Annotated in this window: 14 protein-coding genes, 1 tRNA gene and 2 riboswitches; of the genes, 5 read left to right on the forward strand and 10 right to left on the reverse strand. The window is 67.5% G+C overall.

Annotated elements, in window-relative coordinates; translation table 11 throughout:
- Positions 1–144: 144 nt before the first annotated feature.
- Complete coding sequence (locus U4Y88_RS27075; protein ID WP_321787570.1) at positions 145–2,478, forward strand: primosomal protein N'; 2,334 nt, start codon at positions 145–147, stop codon at positions 2,476–2,478.
- 40 nt (positions 2,479–2,518) lie between these two features.
- Here U4Y88_RS27075 and U4Y88_RS27080 read toward each other — a convergent pair whose 3' ends face one another.
- On the reverse strand, positions 2,519–2,800 hold the full coding sequence (locus tag U4Y88_RS27080) for a hypothetical protein (RefSeq protein WP_310630943.1): 282 nt from the start codon (positions 2,798–2,800) through the stop codon (positions 2,519–2,521).
- A gap of 156 nt (positions 2,801–2,956) precedes the next feature.
- On the opposite strand from U4Y88_RS27080, the gene putA reads away from it, so the two are divergent.
- Both putA and U4Y88_RS27090 read left to right on the forward strand, forming a co-directional pair.
- Positions 2,957–6,898 carry a trifunctional transcriptional regulator/proline dehydrogenase/L-glutamate gamma-semialdehyde dehydrogenase gene (gene putA, locus U4Y88_RS27085; protein ID WP_321787571.1) on the forward strand — a complete coding sequence of 1,314 codons (3,942 nt, stop codon included), beginning with the start codon at positions 2,957–2,959 and terminating at the stop codon, positions 6,896–6,898.
- A 92-nt stretch (positions 6,899–6,990) separates the two neighbouring features.
- The gene (locus tag U4Y88_RS27090) at positions 6,991–8,139 is read left to right on the forward strand and encodes a branched-chain amino acid ABC transporter substrate-binding protein (RefSeq protein ID WP_321787572.1); all 1,149 of its coding nucleotides are present in this window, start codon (positions 6,991–6,993) and stop codon (positions 8,137–8,139) included.
- A 158-nt stretch (positions 8,140–8,297) separates the two neighbouring features.
- Here U4Y88_RS27090 and U4Y88_RS27095 read toward each other — a convergent pair whose 3' ends face one another.
- The 8 genes from U4Y88_RS27095 to U4Y88_RS27130 form a co-directional block, all read right to left on the reverse strand.
- Positions 8,298–10,028 (reverse strand): thiamine pyrophosphate-binding protein, encoded by a 1,731-nt coding sequence (locus U4Y88_RS27095; RefSeq protein ID WP_321787573.1) that lies wholly within the window; start codon positions 10,026–10,028, stop codon positions 8,298–8,300.
- A 98-nt stretch (positions 10,029–10,126) separates the two neighbouring features.
- Positions 10,127–11,515, reverse strand: coding sequence for an L-serine ammonia-lyase (locus U4Y88_RS27100; RefSeq protein WP_224006583.1), 1,389 nt, complete (start codon positions 11,513–11,515; stop codon positions 10,127–10,129).
- A 101-nt stretch (positions 11,516–11,616) separates the two neighbouring features.
- Positions 11,617–12,711 (reverse strand): alginate lyase family protein, encoded by a 1,095-nt coding sequence (locus U4Y88_RS27105; RefSeq protein ID WP_405045154.1) that lies wholly within the window; start codon positions 12,709–12,711, stop codon positions 11,617–11,619.
- A gap of 304 nt (positions 12,712–13,015) precedes the next feature.
- Complete coding sequence (gene gcvP / locus U4Y88_RS27110) at positions 13,016–15,985, reverse strand: aminomethyl-transferring glycine dehydrogenase (protein ID WP_321787574.1); 2,970 nt, start codon at positions 15,983–15,985, stop codon at positions 13,016–13,018.
- 96 nt (positions 15,986–16,081) lie between these two features.
- Entirely contained in the window at positions 16,082–16,462 is a 381-nt protein-coding gene (gcvH, locus tag U4Y88_RS27115; RefSeq protein ID WP_310634199.1) for a glycine cleavage system protein GcvH, read from the reverse strand.
- A gap of 71 nt (positions 16,463–16,533) precedes the next feature.
- The gene (gcvT, locus tag U4Y88_RS27120) at positions 16,534–17,652 is read right to left on the reverse strand and encodes a glycine cleavage system aminomethyltransferase GcvT (protein ID WP_321787575.1); all 1,119 of its coding nucleotides are present in this window, start codon (positions 17,650–17,652) and stop codon (positions 16,534–16,536) included.
- A 102-nt stretch (positions 17,653–17,754) separates the two neighbouring features.
- A riboswitch (glycine riboswitch) is annotated at positions 17,755–17,882 on the reverse strand.
- Positions 17,883–17,938: 56 nt separating this feature from the next.
- A riboswitch (glycine riboswitch) is annotated at positions 17,939–18,038 on the reverse strand.
- Positions 18,039–18,358: 320 nt separating this feature from the next.
- A complete protein-coding gene (locus tag U4Y88_RS27125) occupies positions 18,359–18,718 on the reverse strand; it encodes a hypothetical protein (RefSeq protein WP_310634197.1) in 360 nt (119 codons plus the stop codon).
- Positions 18,719–18,999: 281 nt separating this feature from the next.
- Complete coding sequence (locus U4Y88_RS27130) at positions 19,000–20,049, reverse strand: oxidoreductase (RefSeq protein ID WP_321787577.1); 1,050 nt, start codon at positions 20,047–20,049, stop codon at positions 19,000–19,002.
- A 398-nt stretch (positions 20,050–20,447) separates the two neighbouring features.
- Between U4Y88_RS27130 and U4Y88_RS27135 the strand changes: the two genes are divergently transcribed.
- Positions 20,448–22,538 carry a UvrD-helicase domain-containing protein gene (locus U4Y88_RS27135; protein WP_224006566.1) on the forward strand — a complete coding sequence of 697 codons (2,091 nt, stop codon included), beginning with the start codon at positions 20,448–20,450 and terminating at the stop codon, positions 22,536–22,538.
- Between the two features lie 116 nt (positions 22,539–22,654).
- Here the strand turns inward: U4Y88_RS27135 and U4Y88_RS27140 are convergent, their stop codons facing one another.
- The gene (locus U4Y88_RS27140) at positions 22,655–23,572 is read right to left on the reverse strand and encodes a c-type cytochrome (protein ID WP_321787579.1); all 918 of its coding nucleotides are present in this window, start codon (positions 23,570–23,572) and stop codon (positions 22,655–22,657) included.
- 438 nt (positions 23,573–24,010) lie between these two features.
- Here U4Y88_RS27140 and U4Y88_RS27145 point away from each other — a divergent pair.
- Positions 24,011–24,086 (forward strand) — tRNA-Arg (locus U4Y88_RS27145).
- The last annotated feature ends 40 nt before the right edge of the window (positions 24,087–24,126 follow it).

Below are 24,126 nucleotides of genomic sequence, written 5' to 3' on the forward strand. Positions count from 1 at the left end.
ACAAAGTTATCCACAGGCGCGACGACGGGGAGCGCGATTGTTCTGCGGAATCCAAAACTTAGCGCGCAAAGTGAAGGTTTACTTTAAGTTCGGGCGTCGGTGCGCCAGCGCACATAGCGCAGCCGCTGCGCGCGGGGGCGCTGCATGAGCACGCGTTTCGCGCGGGTCGCGCTCGACCATCCGCTGGATGCGCTCTACGACTATCGCTACCCCGACGGCTGGCCCGAACCCCGGCCGGGTATGCTCGTGCGCGTGCCGTTCGGACGACGAGAGTCCGTGGGCCTCATCGTGGAAGTGAGCACTCACAGCGAGGTGCCCGCGAACAAGCTGCGCGACGTGATCGAGGTCTGCGCGTCGTGCCCGCCGCTGTCGCAGCAATGGCTCGCGCTCGTGGAATTCGCCGCCGATTATTACCAGCGCGGTCTGGGCGAAGTCGCGTTGCCGGCGCTGCCGCAGGCGTTGCGCGATCCGCCGCGCTGGCCGCGTCTGCTGGCGCCCGAGGAGCGTTACCGGCTGCTGCCTGCGGGCCGCGAGGCCTTGCCCGACGCACTGCCCGCCCGCGCGGCCGCGCTGCGACGTCTCGCCGAAGCGCTCGTGGCTGCGGGCGAACTCGATCTCGGCGATGCGCGCGCGCTGCATCCGAAGGCCGCCGCAACGCTCGATTCGTGGCGCGATGCGGGTTGGGTCGAATACGAGTGCGTCGAGTTCGGCGCCGCGCCGCGCGCATCCGGGCAAATCCCGACCGTAAAATCTACCGACGAATGCGACGGTGCGAGTGGCGGCGCAATCTCGTCCGTCAGCACGAATGGAAACATCGGTGCCCGCGCAACGATCGCGCCGCATCGGCTCAGCGACGAGCAGCAGGAAGCCGTCGAAGCGATTGTCGATTCGAGCGGTTTCGCGCCGTTTCTGCTGCATGGCGTAACGGGCAGCGGCAAGACCGAGGTCTATCTGCGCGCGCTGGCCGCGCGGCTCGAACGCGAGCCCGACGCGCAGGCGCTGGTGCTGGTCCCCGAAATCAATCTCACGCCGCAGTTCGAGGCGGCGTTCCGCACGCGCTTCGCGGGCGTGCTGCCCGAAGGCGCGATCGTCACACTCCACAGCGGGCTGGCCGAAGGTGAGCGCGCGCGCCACTGGCTCGCCGCGCACACGGGCCGCGCGCGCATCGTGCTGGGCACGCGGCTGGCCGTGATGGCTTCGCTGCCGCGTCTGGCGATGATCGTCGTCGATGAGGAGCACGATCCCGCCTACAAGCAGCAGGAAGGGCTGCGCTACTCGGCGCGCGATCTGGCCGTCTGGCGCGCCAAGCAGCTCGCCATTCCGGTCGTGCTGGGCTCGGCCACGCCGTCGCTGGAAAGCTGGTGGCAGGCCGATCAGGGCCGCTATACGCGCCTCACGCTGTCACGGCGCGCGATGGCCGACGCCGTGCTGCCGACGGTCAAGCTGATCGATCTGGAAGAGGAGCGGCGGCGCGGGCGCGCCTCGTTCGAGGGGCTGTCCGGTCCGCTGGTCGCGGCCATGAAGGCGCGCCTGGAACGCGGCGAGCAGAGCCTGATTTTCCTGAACCGGCGCGGCTATGCGCCGACGCTCGCCTGCGACGCCTGCGGCTGGGTCGCGGGCTGTCCGCGCTGCAGCGCCTACGTCGTGCTGCACAAGCCCGAACGGGCGCTGCGCTGCCATCACTGCGGCTGGGAAGCGCGCATTCCGCATTCGTGCCCGGAGTGCGGCAACGTCGATATCGCGCCGATGGGACGCGGCACGCAACGCATCGAGGAAGCGCTCGCGAGCGCGGTGCCGGGCGCGCGGGTGCTGCGCATCGACGCCGACAGCACGCGCCGCAAAGGCAGCGCGCAGGCGCTCTTTTCCGACGTGCACGCGGGCGAAGTCGATATCCTCGTGGGCACGCAGATGGTCGCGAAGGGGCACGACTTCCAGCGCGTTTCGCTGGTGGGCGTGCTGAACGCCGACAACGCGCTGTTCTCGCACGATTTCCGCGCGAGCGAGCGCCTGTTCGCGCAACTGATGCAGGTGAGCGGGCGCGCGGGCCGCGCCGGATTGCCCGGCGAGGTGCTGGTGCAGACGCGTTATCCGCGTCACGCGATCTACCACGCGCTCGCGCGCCACGATTACGTGGGTTTCGCGAATTCGCAGGTCAAGGAGCGCCACGACGCGCATCTGCCGCCGTTCGTCTATCAGGCCTTGCTGCGCGCCGAAGGGCGCACGCTCGAAGCCGCGCTCGCGTTTCTCGCCGAAGCGGCCGCCGCGCTCACGGCGATTCCCGCCGCCTCGCGCGTGATGGCCTACGACGCCGTGCCGCTCACCATCGTCAAGGTGATGAACGTGCACCGCGCGCAGTTGCTCATCGAGAGCCAGTCGCGCGCGGCCCTGCAGGCGACGCTGCACGCGTGGCAACCGGCGCTGCGCGCGCTACGCGGCGTGCTGCGCTGGAATCTCGAAGTCGATCCGCTCGATATCTGACGCGCCTGGCGGGCAACCCCCGTTGCCTGCTGTCCGCGCGTTAGCGCTTCGCCGCGCCCGACGCGTCTCCCTGATCGGCGCGGGCGACGCGCAGCTTGCGCGTCTCCGACAACGTCGCGCCACGAATGAACAGCACGGCGCACAGCGCGCACATGCTCCAGACACCTGCCACCACCAGCCACTTTTCCATTTTTTGGTCCTCGCGCCGGTTCGAACGTCCGGCTCCCCGTTGTTCTTTGTATAACGGCACGGCGACAGAAACGATTAGGGTTACCCAGAAAGTGTGGGCCAGGGAAAATACCGAGTGCAGCCGCACTGCCACGACTGGCGGGCATCCGGCGCAAACCCAGGCCACACGGGGCTTCACGCGGGGTGCAACCAGACATTTTGAATGGTTGCACCTTTTTAATTGGAGGGGTACGATTCGCCAACTTTTTCAGTCTTGGCCGGTGCGGGTCAGCCGGCATACGAAGGAAACATGGCTAGCACCACCCTTGGCGTCAAGGTCGACGACCTCCTCCGCTCGCGGCTCAAAGACGCCGCCACGCGCCTCGAGCGCACCCCGCACTGGCTCATCAAGCAGGCCATCTTCGCCTACCTCGAGAAGATCGAGCACGGCCAGCTGCCGCCGGAACTGAACGGCCACGTCGGCGCCACCGATCTGGGCGACGGTTCCACCGACGGCCCCGACGAGTACGCCTCGCATCCCTTCCTCGAATTCGCGCAAAACGTGCAACCGCAGTCGGTGCTGCGCGCGGCCATCACGGCCGCGTACCGCCGCCCGGAGCCGGAGTGCGTGCCGTTCCTGATCGGCGAAGCGCGCCTGCCCGCGAATCTCACCGGCGACGTCACCAAGCTCGCGACCAAGCTCGTCGAAACGCTGCGCGCCAAGCGCACGGGCGGCGGCGTCGAAGGCCTGATCCACGAGTTCTCGCTGTCGAGCCAGGAGGGCGTGGCGCTGATGTGCCTCGCCGAAGCGCTGCTGCGCATTCCCGACCGCGCCACGCGCGACGCGCTGATCCGCGACAAGATCAGCAAGGGCGACTGGAAATCGCACGTCGGCCACGCGCCGTCGCTGTTCGTGAACGCCGCGACCTGGGGCCTCATGATCACCGGCAAGCTGGTCACGACGAATAGCGAAACGGGTCTGTCGTCGGCGCTCACGCGCATGATCGGCAAGGGCGGCGAGCCGCTGATCCGCAAGGGCGTCGACATGGCGATGCGCCTGATGGGCGAGCAGTTCGTCACCGGCGAAAACATCTCCGAAGCGCTCGCGAACAGCCGCAAGTTCGAAGCGCGCGGCTTCCGCTACTCGTACGACATGCTCGGCGAAGCGGCCACGACCGAAGCCGACGCGCAGCGCTACTACGCCTCGTATGAGCAGGCGATCCACGCGATCGGCAAGGCCGCGGGCGGACGCGGCATCTACGAAGGCCCGGGCATCTCGATCAAGCTTTCCGCGCTGCATCCGCGCTACTCGCGCGCGCAGCAGGAACGCACGATGAACGAACTGCTGCCGCGCGTGCGTGCGCTCGCGGTTCTCGCGCGCCGCTACGACATCGGCCTCAATATCGACGCCGAAGAAGCCGACCGCCTCGAACTCTCGCTCGACCTGCTCGAAGCGCTTTGTTTCGACTCGGAACTCGCGGGCTGGAACGGTATCGGTTTCGTGGTGCAGGCGTACCAGAAGCGCTGCCCGTTCGTGATCGACTACATCGTCGATCTGGCTCGCCGCAGCCGTCACCGCATCATGGTGCGCCTCGTGAAGGGCGCGTACTGGGACACGGAAATCAAGCGTGCGCAGCTCGACGGCCTCGAAGGCTATCCGGTCTACACGCGCAAGATCTACACCGACGTCTCGTACCTCGCCTGCGCGAAGAAGCTGCTCGGCGCGCCCGACGCGGTGTATCCGCAGTTCGCCACGCATAACGCGTACACGCTCGCGGCGATCTATCACCTCGCGGGCAACAACTACTATCCCGGCCAGTACGAATTCCAGTGCCTGCACGGCATGGGCGAGCCGCTGTACGAAGAAGTCACGGGCCCGCTCGCGCAGGGCAAGCTGAACCGTCCGTGCCGCGTCTACGCGCCGGTCGGCACGCACGAAACGCTGCTCGCGTACCTCGTGCGCCGTCTGCTCGAAAACGGCGCGAACACGTCGTTCGTGAACCGCATCGCCGATGAAACCGTGCCGGTCGCCGAACTCGTGACGAACCCCGTCGACGACGCCGCGAAGGTCGTGCCGCCGGGCGCGCCGCACACGAAGATTCCGCTGCCGCGCGAACTGTTCGGCGCCGAGCGTCTGAATTCGATGGGCCTCGATCTCTCGAACGAACATCGCCTCGCGTCGCTGTCGTCGGCGCTGCTGGCGAGCGCGCATCATCCGTGGCGCGCCGCGCCGATGCTCGCCGATATCGATCAGGCCGAAGGCACCGCACGCGACGTGCGCAATCCGGCCGATCATCGCGATCTGGTCGGCACGGTGGTGGAAGCGACGAGCGAGCACGTGAGCGCCGCGCTCTCGCACGCCGTGGCCGCCGCGCCGATCTGGCAGGCCACGCCCGTCGATGCGCGCGCCGACTGCCTCGCGCGCGCCGCCGATCTGCTCGAAGCGCAGATGCACACGCTGATGGGCCTGATCGTGCGCGAAGCGGGCAAGTCGCTGCCGAACGCCGTTGCGGAAATCCGCGAAGCGATCGACTTCCTGCGCTATTACTCGACGCAGATCCGCGAGGAATTCTCGAACGACACGCATCGTCCGCTCGGGCCGGTCGTCTGTATCAGCCCGTGGAATTTCCCGCTGGCGATCTTCATGGGCCAGGTCGCCGCCGCGCTCGCCGCCGGCAACACGGTGCTCGCGAAGCCCGCCGAACAAACGCCGCTGATCGCCGCGCAAGCCGTGCGCATCCTGCGCGAAGCGGGCGTGCCTGCCGGTGCGGTGCAACTGCTGCCGGGCGATGGCGAAACGGTGGGCGCGGCGCTGGTCGCCGATCACCGCACGCGCGCCGTCATGTTCACGGGCTCGACCGAAGTCGCGCGCCTCATCAACAAGACGCTCTCGCAACGTCTGGATTCGGATGGCCGTCCGATTCCGCTGATCGCCGAAACGGGCGGCCAGAACGCGATGATCGTCGATTCGTCGGCGCTCGCGGAACAGGTGGTCGCCGACGTGCTGCAAAGCGCGTTCGACTCGGCGGGCCAGCGCTGCTCGGCGCTGCGCGTGCTGTGTCTGCAAGACGACGTGGCCGAGCGCACGCTCGAAATGCTCACGGGCGCGATGAAGGAACTGGCGATTGGCAATCCTGATCGTCTCTCGGCCGACGTCGGCCCGGTGATCGACGTGGAAGCGAAGCGCGGCATCGACACGCACGTCGCGACGATGCGCGAGAAGGGCCGCAAGGTCACGCAGATGTCGATGGCCGACAGCTGCGGCGCAGGCACCTTCGTGCCGCCGACGCTGATCGAAATCGACAGCCTCGACGAACTCAAGCGCGAAGTGTTCGGCCCGGTGCTGCACGTGATCCGCTATCGCCGCAGCCAGCTCGACAAGCTGCTCGAACAGATCCGCGCGACGGGTTACGGCCTCACGCTCGGCATCCACACGCGTATCGACGAAACGATCGCGCACGTCGTGGGCCGCGCGCATGTGGGCAACATCTACGTGAACCGCAATGTGATCGGCGCGGTGGTCGGCGTGCAGCCGTTCGGCGGCGAAGGTCTGTCGGGCACGGGTCCGAAGGCCGGTGGCGCGCTGTATCTGTCGCGTCTGCTGGCCAAGCGTCCGGCGGGTCTGCCGCAATCGCTCACGAAGGCGCTGGTGGTCGACATGCCGCAAGGCGAGAACGGCGAGCGTCCGCAGTCGGCGCAAGCGAATCTCGCGGTGCTGCGCGACTGGCTGATCGCCGAACGCGAACCGGCGCTCGCAGCGCGCTGCGAAGGCTATCTGGAATACGTGCTCGCGGGCGCCACGGCCGTGCTGCCTGGCCCGACGGGCGAGCGCAACACCTACACGCTTTCGGCGCGCGGCACGGTGCTGTGCGTGGCCTCGACGCCGACCGGCGCGCGTGCGCAACTCGCGGTCGTGCTGGCGACGGGCAACCGCGCGCTGTTCCAGGGCGCGGCCGGTGAAGCGCTGGTGACCGCGCTGCCCGCCTCGCTGAAGCCGCACGTTGCGATCAAGAAGACGGCCGATGCCGACTTCGACGCCGTGCTGTTCGAAGGCGACAGCGACGAACTGCTCGGTCTCGTGAAGGAAGTGGCGAAGCGCGGCGGTCCGATCGTCTCGGTGCAAGGCGTGGCGGCGCATGCGCTCGCCAACGGCGACGAAGATTACGCGCTCGAACGCCTGCTCACGGAACGCTCGGTGAGCGTGAATACCGCAGCCGCAGGCGGTAATGCAAATCTGATGACGATCGGCTAAGCACAGTCCATACTGTCGATCGTCTCAAGACAAGGAAGCGGCAAGGCTCGCGCCGAAGCCGCTCATTTGATACCTGGTACCAAGGAGAAGCTATGCAACACACGATGAAGCAGCTGGCAGGCGCAGCGCTGGTTGCGGCCCTGTCGCTGGCGGGGACCGCGCAGGCGCAGCAGGCGGAAGACGTCAAGATTGGTTTCGCGGGCCCGATGACCGGTGCGCAGGCGCACTACGGCAAGGACTTCCAGAACGGCATCACGCTGGCCGTCGAGGAAATGAACGCGACCAAGCCGGTGATCGGCGGCAAGCCGGTTCACTTCGTGCTGGATTCGGCGGACGACCAGGCTGACCCGCGTACCGGCACGACGGTCGCGCAGAAGCTCGTCGACGACGGCATCAAGGGCATGCTCGGCCACTTCAACTCGGGCACGACGATCCCGGCTTCGCGCATCTACGCGAACGCAGGCATCCCGCAGATCGCCATGGCGACCGCGCCTGAGTACACGCAGCAAGGCTTCAAGACCACGTTCCGCATGATGACCTCGGACACGCAGCAAGGCTCGGTGGCCGGCGCGTTCGCGGTGAAGAACCTGGGCCTGAAGAAGATCGTCGTGATCGACGACCGCACGGCTTACGGCCAGGGTCTCGCCGACGAATTCGCAAAGGCTGCGAAGGCAGCGGGCGGCAACATCATCGACCGTGAATACACCAACGACAAGGCCGTCGACTTCAAGTCGGTCCTGACGAAGGCCAAGGCGATGAACCCCGACCTCGTCTACTTCGGCGGCGCCGATTCGCAAGCCGCGCCGATGGTCAAGCAGATGAAGTCGCTGGGCATCAAGGCGCCGCTGATGGGCGGCGAAATGGTCCACACGCCGACGTTCCTGAAGATCGCGGGCGACGCGGCCAACGGTACGGTGGCCTCGCTGGCCGGCCTGCCGCTCGACCAGATGCCTGGCGGCAAGGACTACGTCGAGAAGTACAAGAAGCGCTTCGGTGAAGACGTCCAGACGTACTCGCCGTACGCTTACGACGGCGCGATGGCCATGTTCGACGCCATGAAGAAGGCCAACTCGACGGATCCGGCGAAGTACCTGCCGTTCCTCGCGAAGACGAGCATGCCGTCGGTCACGTCGTCGGACCTCGCGTATGACGCGAAGGGCGACCTGAAGAACGGCGGCATCACGCTGTACAAGGTCGTCGACGGCAAGTGGACGACGCTGCAAAGCGTGGGCGGCAAGTAATCGCTGCCTGACCCTGACCGCTCTGCGCGGTCAGGCACTGTAAAAAAGCCCCGCAGGCTTCAATCCTGCGGGGCTTTTTGTTTGGGCTTCGATCGCGCCGGTGCGTGATTCGCGCGAAAGGTGAGGCTATTCAGGATCGCTAACGACTTGATGACGCTTCACTGCGCCCGCGCCTTGCGCCCCTGTTCGCGAACCTGTTCGAGCGTGGCGGCGGGCGTGCTCGCTTCCTTCGTCACGCGAATCTCGATCAGCGCGGGCTTGCCCGCGTTCAACGCGCGATCGAGCGCGCCCGCAAACTGCGCCGTGCTCGTCACCGTTTCGCCGTGCGCGCCGAACGACTGCGCGAAAGCCGCGAAATCCGGGTTCGTGAGCTGCGTGCCGTGCACGCGGTTCGGATAATTGCGCTCCTGATGCATGCGGATCGTGCCGTAGTGGCTGTTGTTCACGACGATGAACACCACGTTCAGGCCGTATTGCATGGCCGTTGCGAGTTCGGACGAGGCCATCATGAAGCAGCCGTCGCCCGCGAGCGCGACGACGGCGCGTTGCGGATAGAGCGACTTCGCCGCGATGGCCGCGGGCACGCCGTAACCCATCGCGCCGCTGGTGGGCGCGAGCTGCGAGCGGAAGTGCCGATACGCGAAATGCCGATGCAGCCACGTCGCGTAGTTGCCCGCGCCGTTGGTGACGATGGCGTCGTCGGGCAGGCGCGCGCGCAGTTGCTGCATCACTTCGCCGAGTTGCACGTCGCCGGGCATCGGGCGCGGCGCGCGCCACGCGAGATACGCATCGTGCGCCTGCGTCGCGCTGCCGGTCCAGGCGACCGAATCGGGCGCGGGCAGCGCGGCCAGTTGCGCGGCGAACTCCGCGAGACCGGAGACGATCGGCAGATCGGCGGCATAGACGCGCCCGAGTTCTTCCGCGCCCTGATGCACGTGAATGAGCGTCTGCTTCGTCTTCGGAATATCGAGCAGCGCATAGCCCGCCGTGGTGGCTTCGCCCAGACGCGGCCCGAGCGCGAGCAGCACATCGGCTTCGCGAATGCGCGCGCTCAGCGCCGGATTCGCGCCGAGGCCCACGTCGCCCGCGTAGTTCGGATGATCGTTGTCGAGCGTGTCCTGGAAGCGGAACGCGAGGCCCACCGGCAATTGCCAGTTCTCGACGAAACGTTGCAGATCGGCGCAGGCCTGCGGCGTCCAGCCGTGGCCGCCCGCGATCACGAACGGCTGCTTCGCGTTCGCGAGCAGATCGCGCACGCGCTCGATCTGCGCCTGCGACGGCGAGGCCTGCACGCGCTGCGCGGCGGGCGGCGTGGCTTGCGCCTCGGCGGCGGGAATCGCGCCGCTGAGCATGTCTTCGGGCAGCGCGAGCACGACGGGACCGGGACGCCCCGACATCGCCACATGAAAGGCGTGGCTCAGGTATTCGGGCACGCGGCGCGCGTCGTCGATCTGCGCGACCCACTTCGCCATCTGCCCGAACATGCGCCGATAGTCGATTTCCTGAAACGCCTCGCGGTCCATCTGCTCGCGCGCGACCTGGCCGATCAGCAGGATCATCGGCGACGAATCCTGAAACGCGGTGTGCACGCCGATCGAGGCGTGCGTCGCGCCCGGTCCGCGCGTGACGAGCGCCACGCCCGGCTTGCCCGTGAGCTTGCCGACCGCTTCGGCCATGTTGGCGGCGGCGGCTTCGTGACGGCACACGAGGGTGTCGATGCGCGTGGTCTCGTCGGCGAGCGCGTCGAGCACGGCAAGATAGCTCTCGCCGGGCACGCAAAACACGCGCTCGACGCCATTGGCGACGAGCGCATCGACGACGAGGCGCGCGCCGGTCACGCTCGCCTTGTTGTCGTGATCGGCGCGATTCGGTTCGTTCGGCTGCTGCATGGCGATGCAATCTCCTTCGTTCTTGTCGTGAATCGGGTGGATCGTTTCGAGTTGCTTCCAGTCGCTTCGGGTGACGTCAGCAGCCGCACGCACTCACATCAGCATTCGACGATGTTGACCGCGAGCCCGCCGCGCGACGTTTCCTTGTATTTGGTCTTCATGTCGGCGCCGGTTTCGCGCATCGTCTTGATGACCGAATCGAGCGAGACGTAGTGCGCGCCGTCGCCGCGCAGCGCCATGCGCGCGGCGTTCACGGCCTTCACCGAGGCCATCGCGTTGCGCTCGATGCAGGGAATCTGCACCATGCCGCCGACCGGATCGCAGGTCAGGCCGAGGTTGTGTTCCATGCCGATTTCGGCGGCGTTCTCCACCTGCAGCGGCGTGCCGCCGAGCACGGCGGCGAGCGCGCCCGCCGCCATCGAGCAGGCCACGCCCACTTCGCCCTGGCAGCCGACTTCCGCGCCCGAGATCGACGCGTTGAGCTTGTAGAGAATGCCGATCGCGGCAGCCGTGAGCAGGAAGTCGATCACGCCTTGCTCGTTCGCGCCCGGCGTGAAGCGCACGTAGTAGTGCAGCACGGCGGGGATGATGCCGGCCGCGCCGTTGGTCGGCGCGGTGACGACGCGGCCGCCCGCGGCGTTTTCCTCGTTCACGGCGATCGCGTAGAGGTTGATCCAGTCGATCATCGAGAGCGGGTCTTGCAGCGCGCGTTCGGGATGCGCGGTGAGGGCGCGATAGAGCGTCGGCGCGCGGCGCTTGACCTGGAACGGGCCGGGCAGCGTGCCGTCGGCGTCGGGATTGTTGATGCCGCAGCCGCGCGACACGCAGGCCTGCATCACGTCCCAGATGCGCAGCAGACCGGTGCGGATTTCCTCGTCGCTATGCCAGATGCGCTCGTTTTCGAGCATCAGCTGCGCGATGCTCTTGCCCGTCGACGCACACAGCGCGAGCAGTTCCGCGCCGGAGGTGAACGCATGCGGCATCTGCTGCGCGGCGGCCAGCACCTTGGTGTTCGGCGCGCCCGCCGTGACGACGAAACCGCCGCCCACCGAGAGGTAGGTGCTTTCGCGCAGCGTCGCGCCGTTGGCGTCGAGCGCGCGCAGCTTCATGCCGTTCGGATGCTCGGGCAGCGCCTGGCGATAGAAGGCGATGTGCTCCTTCATCACGAACGGAATCGTGTGATGGCCGAGCAGCGCGAGCAGGCGCGAGGTGCGCACGGCTTCGAGACGCTGGTTGATGGTCTCGGGGTCGACGGTGTCGGGCGCGTCGCCCATCAGGCCGAGCATGACGCCGCGGTCGGTGCCGTGGCCCTTGCCGGTCGCGCCGAGCGAGCCGTACAGCTCGACCTTCACCGAGGCGGTGGGCGCGAGCAGCCCGTCGCGCTCGAGTCCTTCGGCGAACATCAGGGCCGCGCGCATCGGTCCGACCGTGTGCGAGCTGGACGGCCCGATGCCGATTTTGAAAAGATCGAAAACGCTGACTGCCATGGGTACTGCTCCTGCTTGATCGTGTCGGTTTCAGGGGATGCAGCGCGGTGCGGTGCGCGGCATCGAATACATGCGCCACCGCTGCAACCCGAAACGCGCGATCAGCGCGCCGGCAACGGCAGGCAGACGGCAAGCCACGCGGGTGGCGTGGCTGCCAGTTTCAGGGCGATCGGCGCATAGCGGCCGTCGAGCCGCGCAGCGAGGTGAAACAGTTCGGCGGCGTTCTTCGGGTCCCAGGCGCCGGTGTAGCCGGGCAGACCGGCCTCGCGGCGCTTGGCGTCGAACGGCACGCTCGAATGCACGAACTCGTCGTGCGTCTTCTCGCCGAGCGCGTACGGCGTGAGCCAGTCGAGCGCGCCCGCGAGCGTCGCGCCGTTGGCCGCGCGCTCGGGCAGCCAGTTGCGGTTGTGGCGGCGCGCGGCGAGCGCGGCCGTCACGAGCGGCTGCAAATCGTAGGTCACGTAGTGCAGCGCGTCGCGCTCGGTGAAATCGAGCGTGGAACCGTCGGGCGCGACGTTGTCGCCGATATGCTCGACGAACAGGCGCTGCGCCGTGGCAATCATCTTGCGGTTGTCGAGCGTGAACGCCGTCATCGCAATGAGTTTGACCCGATGGCTCTGCCAGTTGTTCGCGAACGTGCCCTTGAGCGGGCGCGGCTGCGCATCCACCTGCTGGATGTAGCCGTTTGCGAACTTGTTCAGAAACAGCATGGTCGCGTTGCGCGTTTTCACCGGCAGCGCGCTCGCGGTCATGTCGTAGGCGAGGATCAGCGCCTCGAAGCGCGTTTCGTCGATCGGGTTGAAGCTCGGCTGATAGGTCGTGACCCACGCGAACAGGAAGCGGTCGACGAGCTTCAGGAAGCGGTCGTCGCTGGTGGCGCGCCAGGCGAGCGCCGCGTTGCGCATCAGGTCGAGTTCCTTCTCGGCCTCGACGCTCTGGTCGTAGATGCCCTCGTGCGGCAGCGTGCCTTCCGTATGCAGTTTCGCGAGCGGATGCGGCACGTCGTTCACGTGCGCCTGCACCTCGGCCACCAGCGCTTTCACGCCGGGGTCCGCATTGGTGCGCTCGCTGGTCTGCAGGGCGGGCGCCGCGCAGAAGTTCATCGCCGCGCGCGCCGGCTGCGCCGCGCTCAAGGCCGCGAGGCCCGCACTCACGAGACACGCCGCCGCAAGCGTGCGCGCGCGGCCGCGCGCCATGCGGCCCGTGGCCTGCGTGATTGCCGGATGCCCGGCAAAGGCCGTTCCCACCTTCCGCGCCATGCGCGACTCCCTGGTTCAAGGCTGACAGGTGTGTGATGTTAACGGTTTGGCGGGTTTTGGCGAAGTTTCGCGGCGGCAAATGTAACGAAAGTAATGGCGTCGGTCGGGGCGCAAGGCGAGACACGAGGCGGGTCGCAGGGCGGCGCGCACGCCGCCGCGTCAACCGGAGGTCGCGCGGCGGCATGGCGGTGTCCAACACCTGTGACTCGTTCGTGACCCGACTGTTACTCGCCTGTTACGGTCATTCGCCCGCGGTTTCGTCGGCGTAATCGGCGATCGGCACGCACGAGCAGAACAGGTTGCGGTCGCCGTAGACGTTGTCGGCGCGGCCGACCGGCGGCCAGTACTTGCGCGCGACCAGCGACGCAACCGGATACGCCGCCTGCTCGCGCGAGTAGGCGTGCGCCCAGCCGTCGGCGACCACCACGGCGGCCGTGTGCGGCGCGTGACGCAGCGGGTTGTCTTCCGCGTCGGCGCGGCCGTCTTCCACGGCGCGGATTTCCTCGCGGATCGCGATCATCGCGTCGATGAAGCGGTCCAGCTCCTCCTTCGACTCCGACTCGGTCGGCTCGACCATCAGCGTGCCCGGCACCGGGAAGCTCATGGTCGGCGCGTGGAAGCCGTAGTCCATCAGGCGCTTGGCGACGTCGTCGACGGTGATGCCGCTCGCGTCCTTGATCGGGCGCAGGTCGAGAATGCACTCGTGCGCGACGAGGCCGCCGGGGCCGCTGTAGAGCACCGGGAAGTGCGGCGCGAGCTTGTTCGCCACGTAGTTCGCGTTGAGGATCGCGGTTTCGGTGGCGGCGGTGAGGTTCGCCGCGCCCATCATCGCGATGTACATCCACGAAATCGGCAGGATCGAGGCCGAGCCGTAGGGCGCCGCGCTGACCGCGCCGATGCCGTGGCCCTGATCGGTCGAGCGCTTGTAGCCCGACGAAAGCTGGTTCGGCAGGAACTGCGCGAGGTGCGCGCCGACCGCGACCGGACCGACGCCCGGGCCGCCGCCGCCGTGCGGAATGCAGAAGGTCTTGTGCAGGTTCAGGTGCGAGACGTCGCCGCCGAACTGGCCCGGCGCCGCGAGACCGACCATCGCGTTCATGTTGGCGCCGTCCACGTAGACCTGGCCGCCCGCCGCGTGCACGATCTCGCAGACTTCGCGCACGTTTTCCTCGAACACGCCGTGCGTGGACGGGTAGGTGATCATGATCGCCGCGAGCTTCGCCGCGTGCTGGTCGGCCTTGGCCTTGAGGTCGGCGAGATCGATGTTGCCTTGCGCGTCGCACGCGACCACCACGACCTGCATGCCGGCCATCTGCGCCGACGCCGGGTTCGTGCCGTGCGCCGAAGCGGGAATCAGGCAGACGTTGCGGTGCGCTTCACCGCGCGAGGCGTGGTACGCCTGGATGATCAGCAGACCGGCGTACTCGCCCTGCGAGCCGGCGTTCGGCTGGAGCGAGACGGCGGCGTAGCCGGTCGCGGCCACGAGCATCTGTTCGAGCTGATCGACCATTTCGCGGTAGCCGACGGTTTGCTCGGCGGGCGCGAACGGGTGGATGCGGCCGAACTCGGGCCACGTGACCGGCAGCATTTCCGAGGTCGCGTTGAGCTTCATCGTGCACGAGCCGAGCGGGATCATCGAACGGTCGAGCGCGAGATCCTTGTCCGACAGGCTGCGCAGATAGCGCAGCATTTCCGTTTCCGAATGGTGACGGTTGAAGACCGGATGCGTGAGGTAGGCGCTTTCGCGCGCGAGCGATGCCGGGAAAGTTGCGGCGCTGGCGGCGGCGAGTTCGGCGTCGAGCGCGTCGACCGACGGCGTTTCGCCCGCGAACGCGGCTTGCGCGAACACGGCGAGCAGATCGGCCAGATCGCCGCGCGTGGTGGTTTCGTCGACGGAGACGCCCACGCGCGTGTCGCTCACGCGGCGCAGGTTCATGCCGCGCGCGAGTGCCGCGTCCTGCAGCGCCTGGGTGCGCGCGCCCGCTTCGAACGTGATCGTGTCGAAGAACGACGTGTTGACGAGCGTGTAGCCGAGCTTTTGCGCGCCCGCGGCGAGGATCGCGGCCACGCGGTTCACGCGCTGCGCGATGCGCTTCAGACCCTGCGGGCCGTGATAGACCGCGTACATGCTGGCCATGATCGCGAGCAGCGCCTGCGCCGTGCAGACGTTCGAGGTGGCCTTTTCGCGGCGGATATGCTGTTCGCGCGTTTGCAGCGCGAGGCGCAGCGCCGGGTTGCCCTGCGCGTCGACGGTCACGCCGACGAGACGGCCCGGCATCTGGCGCTTGAAGTCGTCCTTCACCGCGAGGTAGGCGGCGTGCGGGCCGCCGAAGCCCATCGGCACGCCGAAGCGCTGCGAGTTGCCCACAGCCACGTCCGCGCCCCATTCGCCGGGCGGCGTGAGCAGCGTGAGCGCGAGCAGGTCGGCGGCGGCGATCACCGCGCCGCCCGTGGCGTGCACGGCTTGAGCGAGTTCGCGGTAGTCGCGCACGTCGCCGTTCACGCCCGGATATTGCAGCAGCACGCCGAAGGCGTTCGCCTGCGCGGCCTCGGCGGCCGGACCGACCTTCACTTCGATGCCGATCGGTTTGGCGCGCGTCTGCACGACTTCGATCGTTTGCGGCAGCACGTCGTCGGCGACGAAGAACACGTTCGACTTCGACTTGCCCACGCGCTGCACGAGCGTCATCGCTTCGGCGGCGGCGGTGCCTTCGTCGAGCAGCGATGCGTTGGAGATGGCGAGGCCCGTCAGGTCGACGATCATCTGCTGATAGTTCAGCAGCGCCTCCAGACGGCCCTGCGAGATTTCCGGCTGGTACGGCGTGTAGGCCGTGTACCACGCCGGGTTTTCGAGCACGTTGCGCAGGATGACGGCCGGCGTGTGCGTGTCGAAATAGCCCTGCCCGATGTACGAGCGGAACACCTGGTTCTTGTCCGCGAGCACGCGCAGCGCGGCGAGCGCTTCGGCTTCCGAGCGCGGCTGCGAGAACGGCCCGAGCGGCAGCGTTTCGGTGCGGCGGATCTTCGCCGGAATCACCGCGTCGATCAGCGCCGCGCGCGACGCGAAGCCGAGCGCGTCGAGCATCGCCTGCTGGTCGGCCGTGTCGGGGCCGATGTGGCGGGCGGCGAAGGCGTCGTGCGCTTCGAGCGCCGCGAGCGAGAGAGCCGTGGGCGAGGTGTTCATCAGACGATCCGGGTGTTCGAGCTTCATGAGGTTTCCTGCCGGCGCGGGCGGCGCGTCGCGTGTGCCGCGATGCCGCCGCGCCTGTGCGTTGGGACGGGCTTTCGACGAAAGCCGTCCCGGGGTTTAGGCGCCGATGGCCTTCTCGTAGGCGGCGGCGTCGATCAGCGCGTCGAGCTTGGCGTCGGCGGCCGGCTTGATCTTGAACAGCCACGATTCGTAGGGCGCGCCGTTCACGCCTTCGGGGGCGTCGACGAGCGCGGCGTTCGATTCGACGATCTCGCCCGACACCGGCGCGTAGATGTCCGAGGCGGCCTTGACCGATTCGATGACGGCGATGGCGTCGCCCGCCGTGACGGCGCGGCCGGCTTCGGGCAGTTCGAGGAAGACGATGTCACCGAGCGCTTCCTGCGCGTGATCGGTGATGCCGACGGTCAGCGTGCCGTCGGCTTCGGTGCGGATCCACTCGTGCGATTCGGTGTATTTCAGATCGGCCGGGATGCTCATGGTTGCTCCAGTGCGTGGTTCGGTTTTATGGCTTGAAAAAGGGTGGGCGTGCGCGCCGGAATCCTTGCGGATCAGGCGACCAGCACCTTGCCGTTGCGCACGAACGGCAGTTTTACCACGCTTGCGGGAAGGGCTTTGTCACGGATCTGCACCTGCACGACGTCGCCCGGCTGCACGCCCGCGGGCACGCGCGCGAAGGCGATCGATTCCTGCATCGTCGGCGAGAAGGTGCCGCTCGTGATCTCGCCGTCGCCGTGCGGCGTCAGCACTTTCTGGTGGGCGCGCAGCACGCCGCCGGCCTTGCCGTTTTCCTTCTGCAGGATCAGGCCGACGAAGGTCGAGCGCGTGCCGTTCGCTTCGAGCGCGGCGCGGCCGACGAACGCGCGCGGCGTCTTCAGATCGACGGTCCAGGCGAGGCCCGCGTCGAGCGGCGAGACGGCGTCGTCCATGTCCTGGCCGTAGAGGTTCATGCCCGCTTCGAGACGCAGCGTGTCGCGCGCGCCGAGGCCGCAGGGCTTCACGCCCTGATGTTGCAGCGCGTCCCAGAATTCGCAGACGGCGGCGGCGGGCAGCACGACTTCGAAGCCGTCCTCGCCCGTGTAGCCGGTGCGCGCGATCATCAGCTCGCCGAACGGCGTGGCTTCGATCTTCGCGGCGTTGAAGGGCTTGAGGATTTCGGTGGCGCTGCGCGAGGAGGGCGCGACCGCCCAGATTTTCTCGCGCGCGTTCGGACCTTGCACGGCGACGATCGCGAGATCGCGGCGCGGCGTGATGGTGAGGCCGAAGCCGCCTTCGGCGTTGAGCTTCTCGAACCAGGCGATGTCTTTTTCGGCCGTGCCCGCGTTGACGACGGTGCGGAACGTGTCCTCGGCGAAGTAATAGACGATCAGGTCGTCGATCACGCCGCCTTCGGGGTTGAGCATGCAGGAGTAGAGCGCCTTGCCGGGCGTCGTCAGCTTGGCGACGTTGTTGGCGAGCGCGTGCGAGAAGAAGTCGCGCGCCTTGGCGCCCGAGAAGTCGACGACGCACATGTGCGAGACATCGAACATGCCGGCGTCGGTGCGCACGGCGCGATGTTCGTCGATCTGCGAGCCGTAGTTGACGGGCATGTCCCAGCCGCCGAAGTCGACCATGCGGGCGTTCAGCGCGCGGTGCGTGTCGTTCAGCGGGGTGCGTTTGAGTTCGGTCATGAGGCCTCAGGCGGTCGCGAGGTTTTCCGTGCGAAATTCGCGCGAAAACGAAAAAGGCCATGCAGGACTCGCCGCAGGCACGATGCCCGTGGTCGGTTCTTGCATGGCCCCTCTGTCCTCGGTACCTGAGAGATTGCGTCGGGAAAGACGCGCGCCCCTTCGGTGGGCAGCCTGAACGCCAGGGTTACGATCCCTCCGCCGTTCTACTGCCGCTCTCCAGAGTTGCGGACCTGAGTGCCGTCTCGCGCGTCTCGCACGCGGGTGCGAAACAGGCGAAGCAGCGGTCCGGCGCGCACGGTCCTTTTGCCTGAGAGTTTGTGGGTTGCCCCTTCGGCGGCGGCGTTCGGATCTGACTCGCGAACGTCGCGCTCTCCCGGCGCGCGCAGCGATTGTGCGGGACGCCGGCGGGCTGTGTCAATGCGGAAAAATTGGGCGCGCTTTGTGGGCGCGTTGTGTCCACGTTCTGTGCGCTTGGGGCGTGCTTTGGGCGGGGAACGGGTGTGGAACGTGCGGACACCGCTCGCGCTTGCTCGCGGACGATGCGCCGAACGCCGTCGCGCAAGGCTCGCCGTCATGCGGCCCCGAAAAATCCGCGCGCGCGCCGCGAGCGCGATCCGCGAATCCGCGCCAAAAGAAACGGGCCGCGCAGGGCGGCCCGTGGGATCGCGATGAGTTCGCCGACTTATTCGCGGACTTATTCGCCGACTTATTCGCCGATCGCGCGCGCCGCCGTATCGAGTTCCTGATTGAGCACGTGCTGCTCGTCGCCGGAGATGCCGCCACCGTGCTGCGTGGCCATGTCGTGCGCTTCGGCGCGGATCGTGTCGAGACGATGATGGAGCGCGGCGCCCTGCGGCGGCGGATAGTAGCCCTGGCTCACGCGCGCGTCGATGCGGTGGCCGAGGTTGTCGATGCGTCCGTCGATCTGGTGCAGACGGTCGACAGCCGCTTCATGCGGATTCGGGCCGGAGCGCGGCGCGGGCTGCTGGTTGACGACGCACGCGGCGAGCGTCGAAACGAGTGCGGTGGCGCAGACCAGCCGGATGGCACGGTTGAATCGGGTCATTGAGACTCTCCTTGTTGTCGACCTGGCGCGGGCTTGCGCACCGCGCCGGTCCCCCGCAACCCGGAGGTTGCGGAGTGTTGTTGCGCTGTTTTTCGGCGTTGTCCGTCGGCAAACGCGTCGCGCGCGCCGCGCGATGACGTCGCGGCGGCACGGACTTGTAACCGTTTGTATGGACCTTTCGGATGCGTCGGCGGATTGCAAGCCGCGCGGCCGTGGGTGACACGGCGCGCGATTCAGCTTTGGGTTCGGCTTGTGGTACGGCCAGTGACTCGGCCTGTGATTCAGCCCGCGCGCGTGAAAGCGAGCGTGCGGCCTTCCTCGGCGCTTTGCATCGCCAGCTCGACGATCGTCATCACGTCGATGGCGTCCTGCGGGCTCACCGGGAACGGCTTGCCCTCGCGGATCGCGGCAGCGAGCGCGCGGTACAGGTCGGCGTAATTGCCCGCGGCGTTGGGCACTTCGCGATCGGACTCCTGGCCGTCGTCGGCCATGACATGCAGACGGCCTGCTTCGTTGCCGTCGCCGAAACCGGGCTGGCCGGGGCGCAGGCCCGCCTTCAACTGATCTTCCTGCGTATCGAGCCCGTTCTTCAGATAGCTGCCGCGCGTGCCGTGAATCGCGAAGCGCGGCGCATACGCGGCCAGCGCGCTCGCATGCAGCACGGCGTCGAGCCCGGCGTAGCGCAGCACGAGGTGCGCGTAGTCGGGCGCGCTGGCGTTGTCGCGGCGCGTGTGCACAAAGGCCGTGACCGACTCGGGCGCGCCGAACAGCGCGAGCGTCTGGTCGATCAGATGCGGCCCGAGGTCGTAGAGCAGGCCGCCGCCGCGCGTGGCGTCCTCGCGCCAGCGCTGGCGCACCTGCGGACGGAAGCGGTCGAAGTGCGATTCGTAATGCGTGACGCGGCCCAGCTCGCCGTTCTCGATCAGCCGCTTCACGGTGAGGAAGTCGCCGTCCCAGCGGCGGTTGTGGAACGGCGCGAACACGAGGCCGCGCTGCTGCGCGATCGCCGCGAGCGTGCGCGCTTCGTCGGCGGTCAGCGTGACCGGCTTGTCGACGAGCACGTGCTTGCCGCGCTCCAGCGTGCGGCGCGCGAGGTCGTAATGCGTGTCGTTGGGCGTGGCGATCACGACGCATTCGATCGCGTCGAGCGAGAGCAGCGCGTCGAGGTCGGGGACGATCGCGGCGTCCGGGTAGTCGGCTTGCGCGCGCTCGGCCTGGCTCGTGGCGATGGCGGCAAGTTGCGCCGCGCCGCTATGGGCGATCACGGGTGCATGGAAGGTCTGGCCGGCGAAGCCGTAGCCCATCAGGCCGATTTGCAGCGGTGCTGTCATGTAAGCGCGTCCTCTTTCCAGCGTGGGAGCGGCACGGCGGGTAGCGATGCCGCGGGTGGCGGGAGCCCGTTATTGTGGCACGCGCGGTGGCGCTCGGGTGGCACGTACAGCTCGCGGCGCGCCACGCAGCGAACGGGGACGGATCGGCGTATCGGCGTATGGGCATATCGACGTAGCGCCTCGCCGCCCAGCCGTTCCGTCCCGCAAGGGCGCGAACGAGGCGGCACAGGACCCGCCGTCGCGCCATTAGCGGGGCGACATCGGTGCGACGCCGCGTCGTGTTAACATCGCTGCTCTCGCGTGAAGGGCCGCCGCGCCATGAGCATCGTCTGCATCATGCGCAGGTCTTGCGCCGCACGCCTCCCGGCAGTACCACCCGTTTTTCCAATCCAGCAACGATGTCCGCAGGCCTGAATCCCGCCCAGAACGAAGCGGTACGCTATCTCGACGGTCCCTGTCTCGTGCTCGCCGGCGCGGGCAGCGGCAAGACGCGCGTCATTACGCAGAAGATCGCGCATCTGATCGAAGCGAAAGGCTTCGAGCCGCGCCATATCGCCGCCGTCACCTTCACCAACAAGGCCGCCGCCGAAATGCGCGAGCGCGTGGGCAAGCTGCTCGAAGGCAAGACGCTCACGACGCCCGGCAAGGAAGGCCGCAAGGTGCCGGCCAACCAGCTGACCGTCTGTACGTTCCACTCGCTGGGCGTGCAGATCCTGCGTCAGGAAGCCGAGCATCTGGGACTCAAGCCCCAGTTCTCGATCATGGATTCGGACGACTGCTTCTCCATGATCCAGGAGCAGGTGGGCTCGACCGACAAGGGCTTCATCCGCAAGATCCAGTCGATCATCTCGCTCTGGAAGAACGGCCTCGTGATGCCCGAGGAAGCGCTGGCCACGGCCTCGAACGAGGACGAGCACCAGGCCGCCATCGTCTACCGCAACTACATGGCGACGCTGCACGCTTATCAGGCCGTCGATTTCGACGATCTGATCCGCCTGCCCGCCGAGCTGTTCGCGAAGAACGAGCCGGTGCGCGAGCGCTGGCAGAACAAGCTGCGCTATCTGCTGGTCGACGAGTATCAGGACACCAACACCTGCCAGTACGAGCTGCTCAAGCTGCTGGCGGGCCCGCGCGCGGCGTTCACGGCGGTGGGCGACGACGACCAGGCGATCTACGGCTGGCGCGGCGCGACCATCGAAAACCTCGCGCAGCTGGGCAAGGATTATCCGAAGCTGCACGTCGTGAAGCTGGAGCAGAACTACCGCTCGACGGTGCGCATTCTCACGGCGGCGAACAATGTGATCGCCAATAACCCGAAGCTGTTCGAGAAGAAGCTCTGGTCCGAGCACGGCATGGGCGACACGATCACCGTCACGCCCTGTAACGACGAGGAGCACGAGGCCGAATCGGTCGTGTTCCGCCTCTCGGCGCACAAGTTCGAGCGCCGCGCGCAGTTCCGCGACTACGCGATTCTGTATCGCGGCAATTTCCAGGCGCGCATCTTCGAACAGGTGCTGCGCCGCGAGCGCATTCCGTACGTGCTCTCGGGCGGCCAGTCGTTCTTCGACAAGGCCGAAATCAAGGACATCTGCGCGTATCTGCGCCTGATCGCCAATCACGACGACGATCCCGCGTTCATCCGCGCGATCACGACGCCGCGCCGCGGCGTGGGCAACACCACGCTCGAAGCGCTCGGCTCGTTCGCGGGGCAGGCGAAGGTGTCGCTGTTCGAGGCGGTGTACATGGGCGGCATCGAGGCGCGGCTGTCCGCGCGCCAGGTCGAGCCGATGCGCGTGTTCTGCGACTTCATGCAGCGTCTGGCCGAGCGCGCGGTGAAAGATCCGGCGACCGTCGTGCTCGACGAACTGATGGACGCGATCCACTACGAGGCGTATCTGTACGACGCCTTCGACGAGCGCCAGGCGCAGTCGAAGTGGCAGAACGTGCTCGAATTCCTGGAGTGGCTCAAGCGCAAGGGCACCAAGCCCGAGCAGGAAATTGGCGAAGACAGCGAGGCGACCGGTTACGACAACACCGACGGTCTCGCCGACACCGGCAAGAACCTGATGGGCCTGATCCAGACCGTCGCGCTGATGTCGATGCTCGAAGGCAAGGAAGAGGACCCGGACGCGGTGCGCCTGTCGACGGTGCATGCGTCGAAGGGGCTGGAGTATCCGCACGTGTTCCTGGTGGGCGTCGAGGAAGGGATCATGCCGCATCGCGGCGGCTCGGAAGACGACGTCATCGACGATTCGCGCATCGAGGAAGAACGCCGCCTGATGTACGTGGCGATCACGCGCGCGCAGCGCAGCCTGCATCTGAACTGGTGCAAGAAGCGCAAGCGGGCGCGCGAGACGGTGGTGTGCGAGGCGTCGCGCTTCATCCCCGAAATGGGACTCGACGACGCGCCGCCGCCCACCGCCGAGGAAGCGCCGATGTCGCCGAAAGACCGGCTCGCGAGTTTGAAGGCGCTGCTGCAGAAGGGCTGATTTTTTCCCGCTTTTCGCGCGCGCGGGTTTGGCGTGAACTGGAAACGAGAAGGGCCGCATCGAAATTCGATGCGGCCCTTTGTTTTTGCCGCGTGGGTACGTAAGCGGCGGTCGGCTTACTTCGCGGCGCTCACCATGTAATCGACGGCGGCCTTCACGTCGGCGTCCGAGGCGTTCGAGCCGCCCTTGGGCGGCATCGCGCCCTTGCCGTGGAGCGCATAGTTGTAGACGGTGTCCATCGGTTCCTTCAGGCGCGGCGCCCAGTCGTCCTTGTTGCCGAATTTCGGCGCGTTGAGTACGCCTGCCGCGTGGCACGCCTGGCAAACCTGCGTGTAGAGCGCCTTGCCGGCCTGCGAGGCGTCGGCGCTTTGCGTGGCGCCGCCGGCTGCGGCGGCTGCATTGCCCGACGCGGCTTGCGGAATTGCCGCGATGGCGGCTGCGGCGGCGGAAGCCTGCGCGGCGTTCGCATCGGCGCCCGATGCGGCCGGAGCGGCTGCCGCCGCACCCGAGGCGGCGTTCGCCGCGCCCGGCGCGGGTTTCGGCGGGTCCTGGAAGTTCGCGCCGCCGTGATTCGCCATGTAGGCGACGGCGAGGCCGATTTCGTAGTCGCTGTAGTCGTCGGGGCTGGTGCCGCCGCGCGGCGGCATGGCGCCCTTGCCGGAGAGCGCGGTGTGCCAGAGCGTGTCGTAGCCCTGCGCGATGCGCGGCGCCCAGTCGCCCGCGTTGCCGAACTTCGGCGCGCCCGCCGCGCCGCTCGAATGGCAGGCGGAACAGACGGCCTGGTAAACCTGCTCGCCGGTCTTGTAGACGCGCGGCGCGTTGGCGTCGCGGACCGAGACCTGCGCGATCGGTGCGATGCGCGAGGCGATCTGCTGGGCGGAGAGTTCTTCGGTGCCCGCGCCGGTGCGCGTCGTGTTGTCGACGTAATAGGCGAGCAGAACGATGATGACGATAGGGACGGCAAACCCGGCGATGACAGCGGCGATCAACTGGCCGGGCGTTTTGATCGGGGCTCCGTGGGGTGCTTCGCTCATGCTTGTCTCGACTCCCGTTGGTATTGTGGTGAGCGGTACAGCAGGACGGCAATGGCCTTGAGAATGATCAAACAGGAACGATTATAGACGCAAGGTTTCGCGCCCGGTGGCGGCGCGCGGGGGCGCTTAAGCGGGCGTTTACCCGCATTTTTAACCGCATTGCCGCGTGCCGCGCGAGGTGCTGTGTAAACGGTGTCGGATCATAACGCATCGTGTGCCTGTGGTCCGTCGTGCGTCGGCTTTGGGGCCGCGCTGGAACCGTCCGGGACCCGCCGTGGCCGCGATCGCGGCGGCCCGCGCGCGGTGGACGTTGTCACCGAAACCGGGTATCCTCTCGGTCTCTACGGCGCTGCTATCCCCGTATTTTTCGGTCTGGCTGGCAGCGCTTTCGCACGAATAGGCCCGGAGTGCATCACCTGGCCGGTTCGCGCGAGTCTCGCGCCCGTAGCTCAATGGATAGAGTACTGCCCTCCGAAGGCAGGGGTTGCTGGTTCGATCCCAGCCGGGCGCGCCAGAATTTAGCATCACGCGGTATCGAGCAAGGCCCTACGGCG

This window comes from Paraburkholderia sp. J94, from assembly GCF_905220285.1.
Taxonomy (GTDB): domain Bacteria; phylum Pseudomonadota; class Gammaproteobacteria; order Burkholderiales; family Burkholderiaceae; genus Paraburkholderia; species Paraburkholderia tropica_A.

Coding starts and splice junctions, on each gene's coding strand:
- U4Y88_RS27075 (WP_321787570.1), top strand. CDS start 145: ATGAGCACGCGTTTCGCGCGGGTCGCGCTCGACCATCCGCTGGATGCG.
- putA (WP_321787571.1), top strand. CDS start 2,957: ATGGCTAGCACCACCCTTGGCGTCAAGGTCGACGACCTCCTCCGCTCG.
- U4Y88_RS27090 (WP_321787572.1), top strand. CDS start 6,991: ATGCAACACACGATGAAGCAGCTGGCAGGCGCAGCGCTGGTTGCGGCC.
- U4Y88_RS27095 (WP_321787573.1), bottom strand. CDS start 10,028: ATGCAGCAGCCGAACGAACCGAATCGCGCCGATCACGACAACAAGGCG.
- U4Y88_RS27100 (WP_224006583.1), bottom strand. CDS start 11,515: ATGGCAGTCAGCGTTTTCGATCTTTTCAAAATCGGCATCGGGCCGTCC.
- U4Y88_RS27105 (WP_405045154.1), bottom strand. CDS start 12,711: ATGGCGCGCGGCCGCGCGCGCACGCTTGCGGCGGCGTGTCTCGTGAGT.
- gcvP (WP_321787574.1), bottom strand. CDS start 15,985: ATGAAGCTCGAACACCCGGATCGTCTGATGAACACCTCGCCCACGGCT.
- gcvH (WP_310634199.1), bottom strand. CDS start 16,462: ATGAGCATCCCGGCCGATCTGAAATACACCGAATCGCACGAGTGGATC.
- gcvT (WP_321787575.1), bottom strand. CDS start 17,652: ATGACCGAACTCAAACGCACCCCGCTGAACGACACGCACCGCGCGCTG.
- U4Y88_RS27125 (WP_310634197.1), bottom strand. CDS start 18,718: ATGACCCGATTCAACCGTGCCATCCGGCTGGTCTGCGCCACCGCACTC.
- U4Y88_RS27130 (WP_321787577.1), bottom strand. CDS start 20,049: ATGACAGCACCGCTGCAAATCGGCCTGATGGGCTACGGCTTCGCCGGC.
- U4Y88_RS27135 (WP_224006566.1), top strand. CDS start 20,448: ATGTCCGCAGGCCTGAATCCCGCCCAGAACGAAGCGGTACGCTATCTC.
- U4Y88_RS27140 (WP_321787579.1), bottom strand. CDS start 23,572: ATGAGCGAAGCACCCCACGGAGCCCCGATCAAAACGCCCGGCCAGTTG.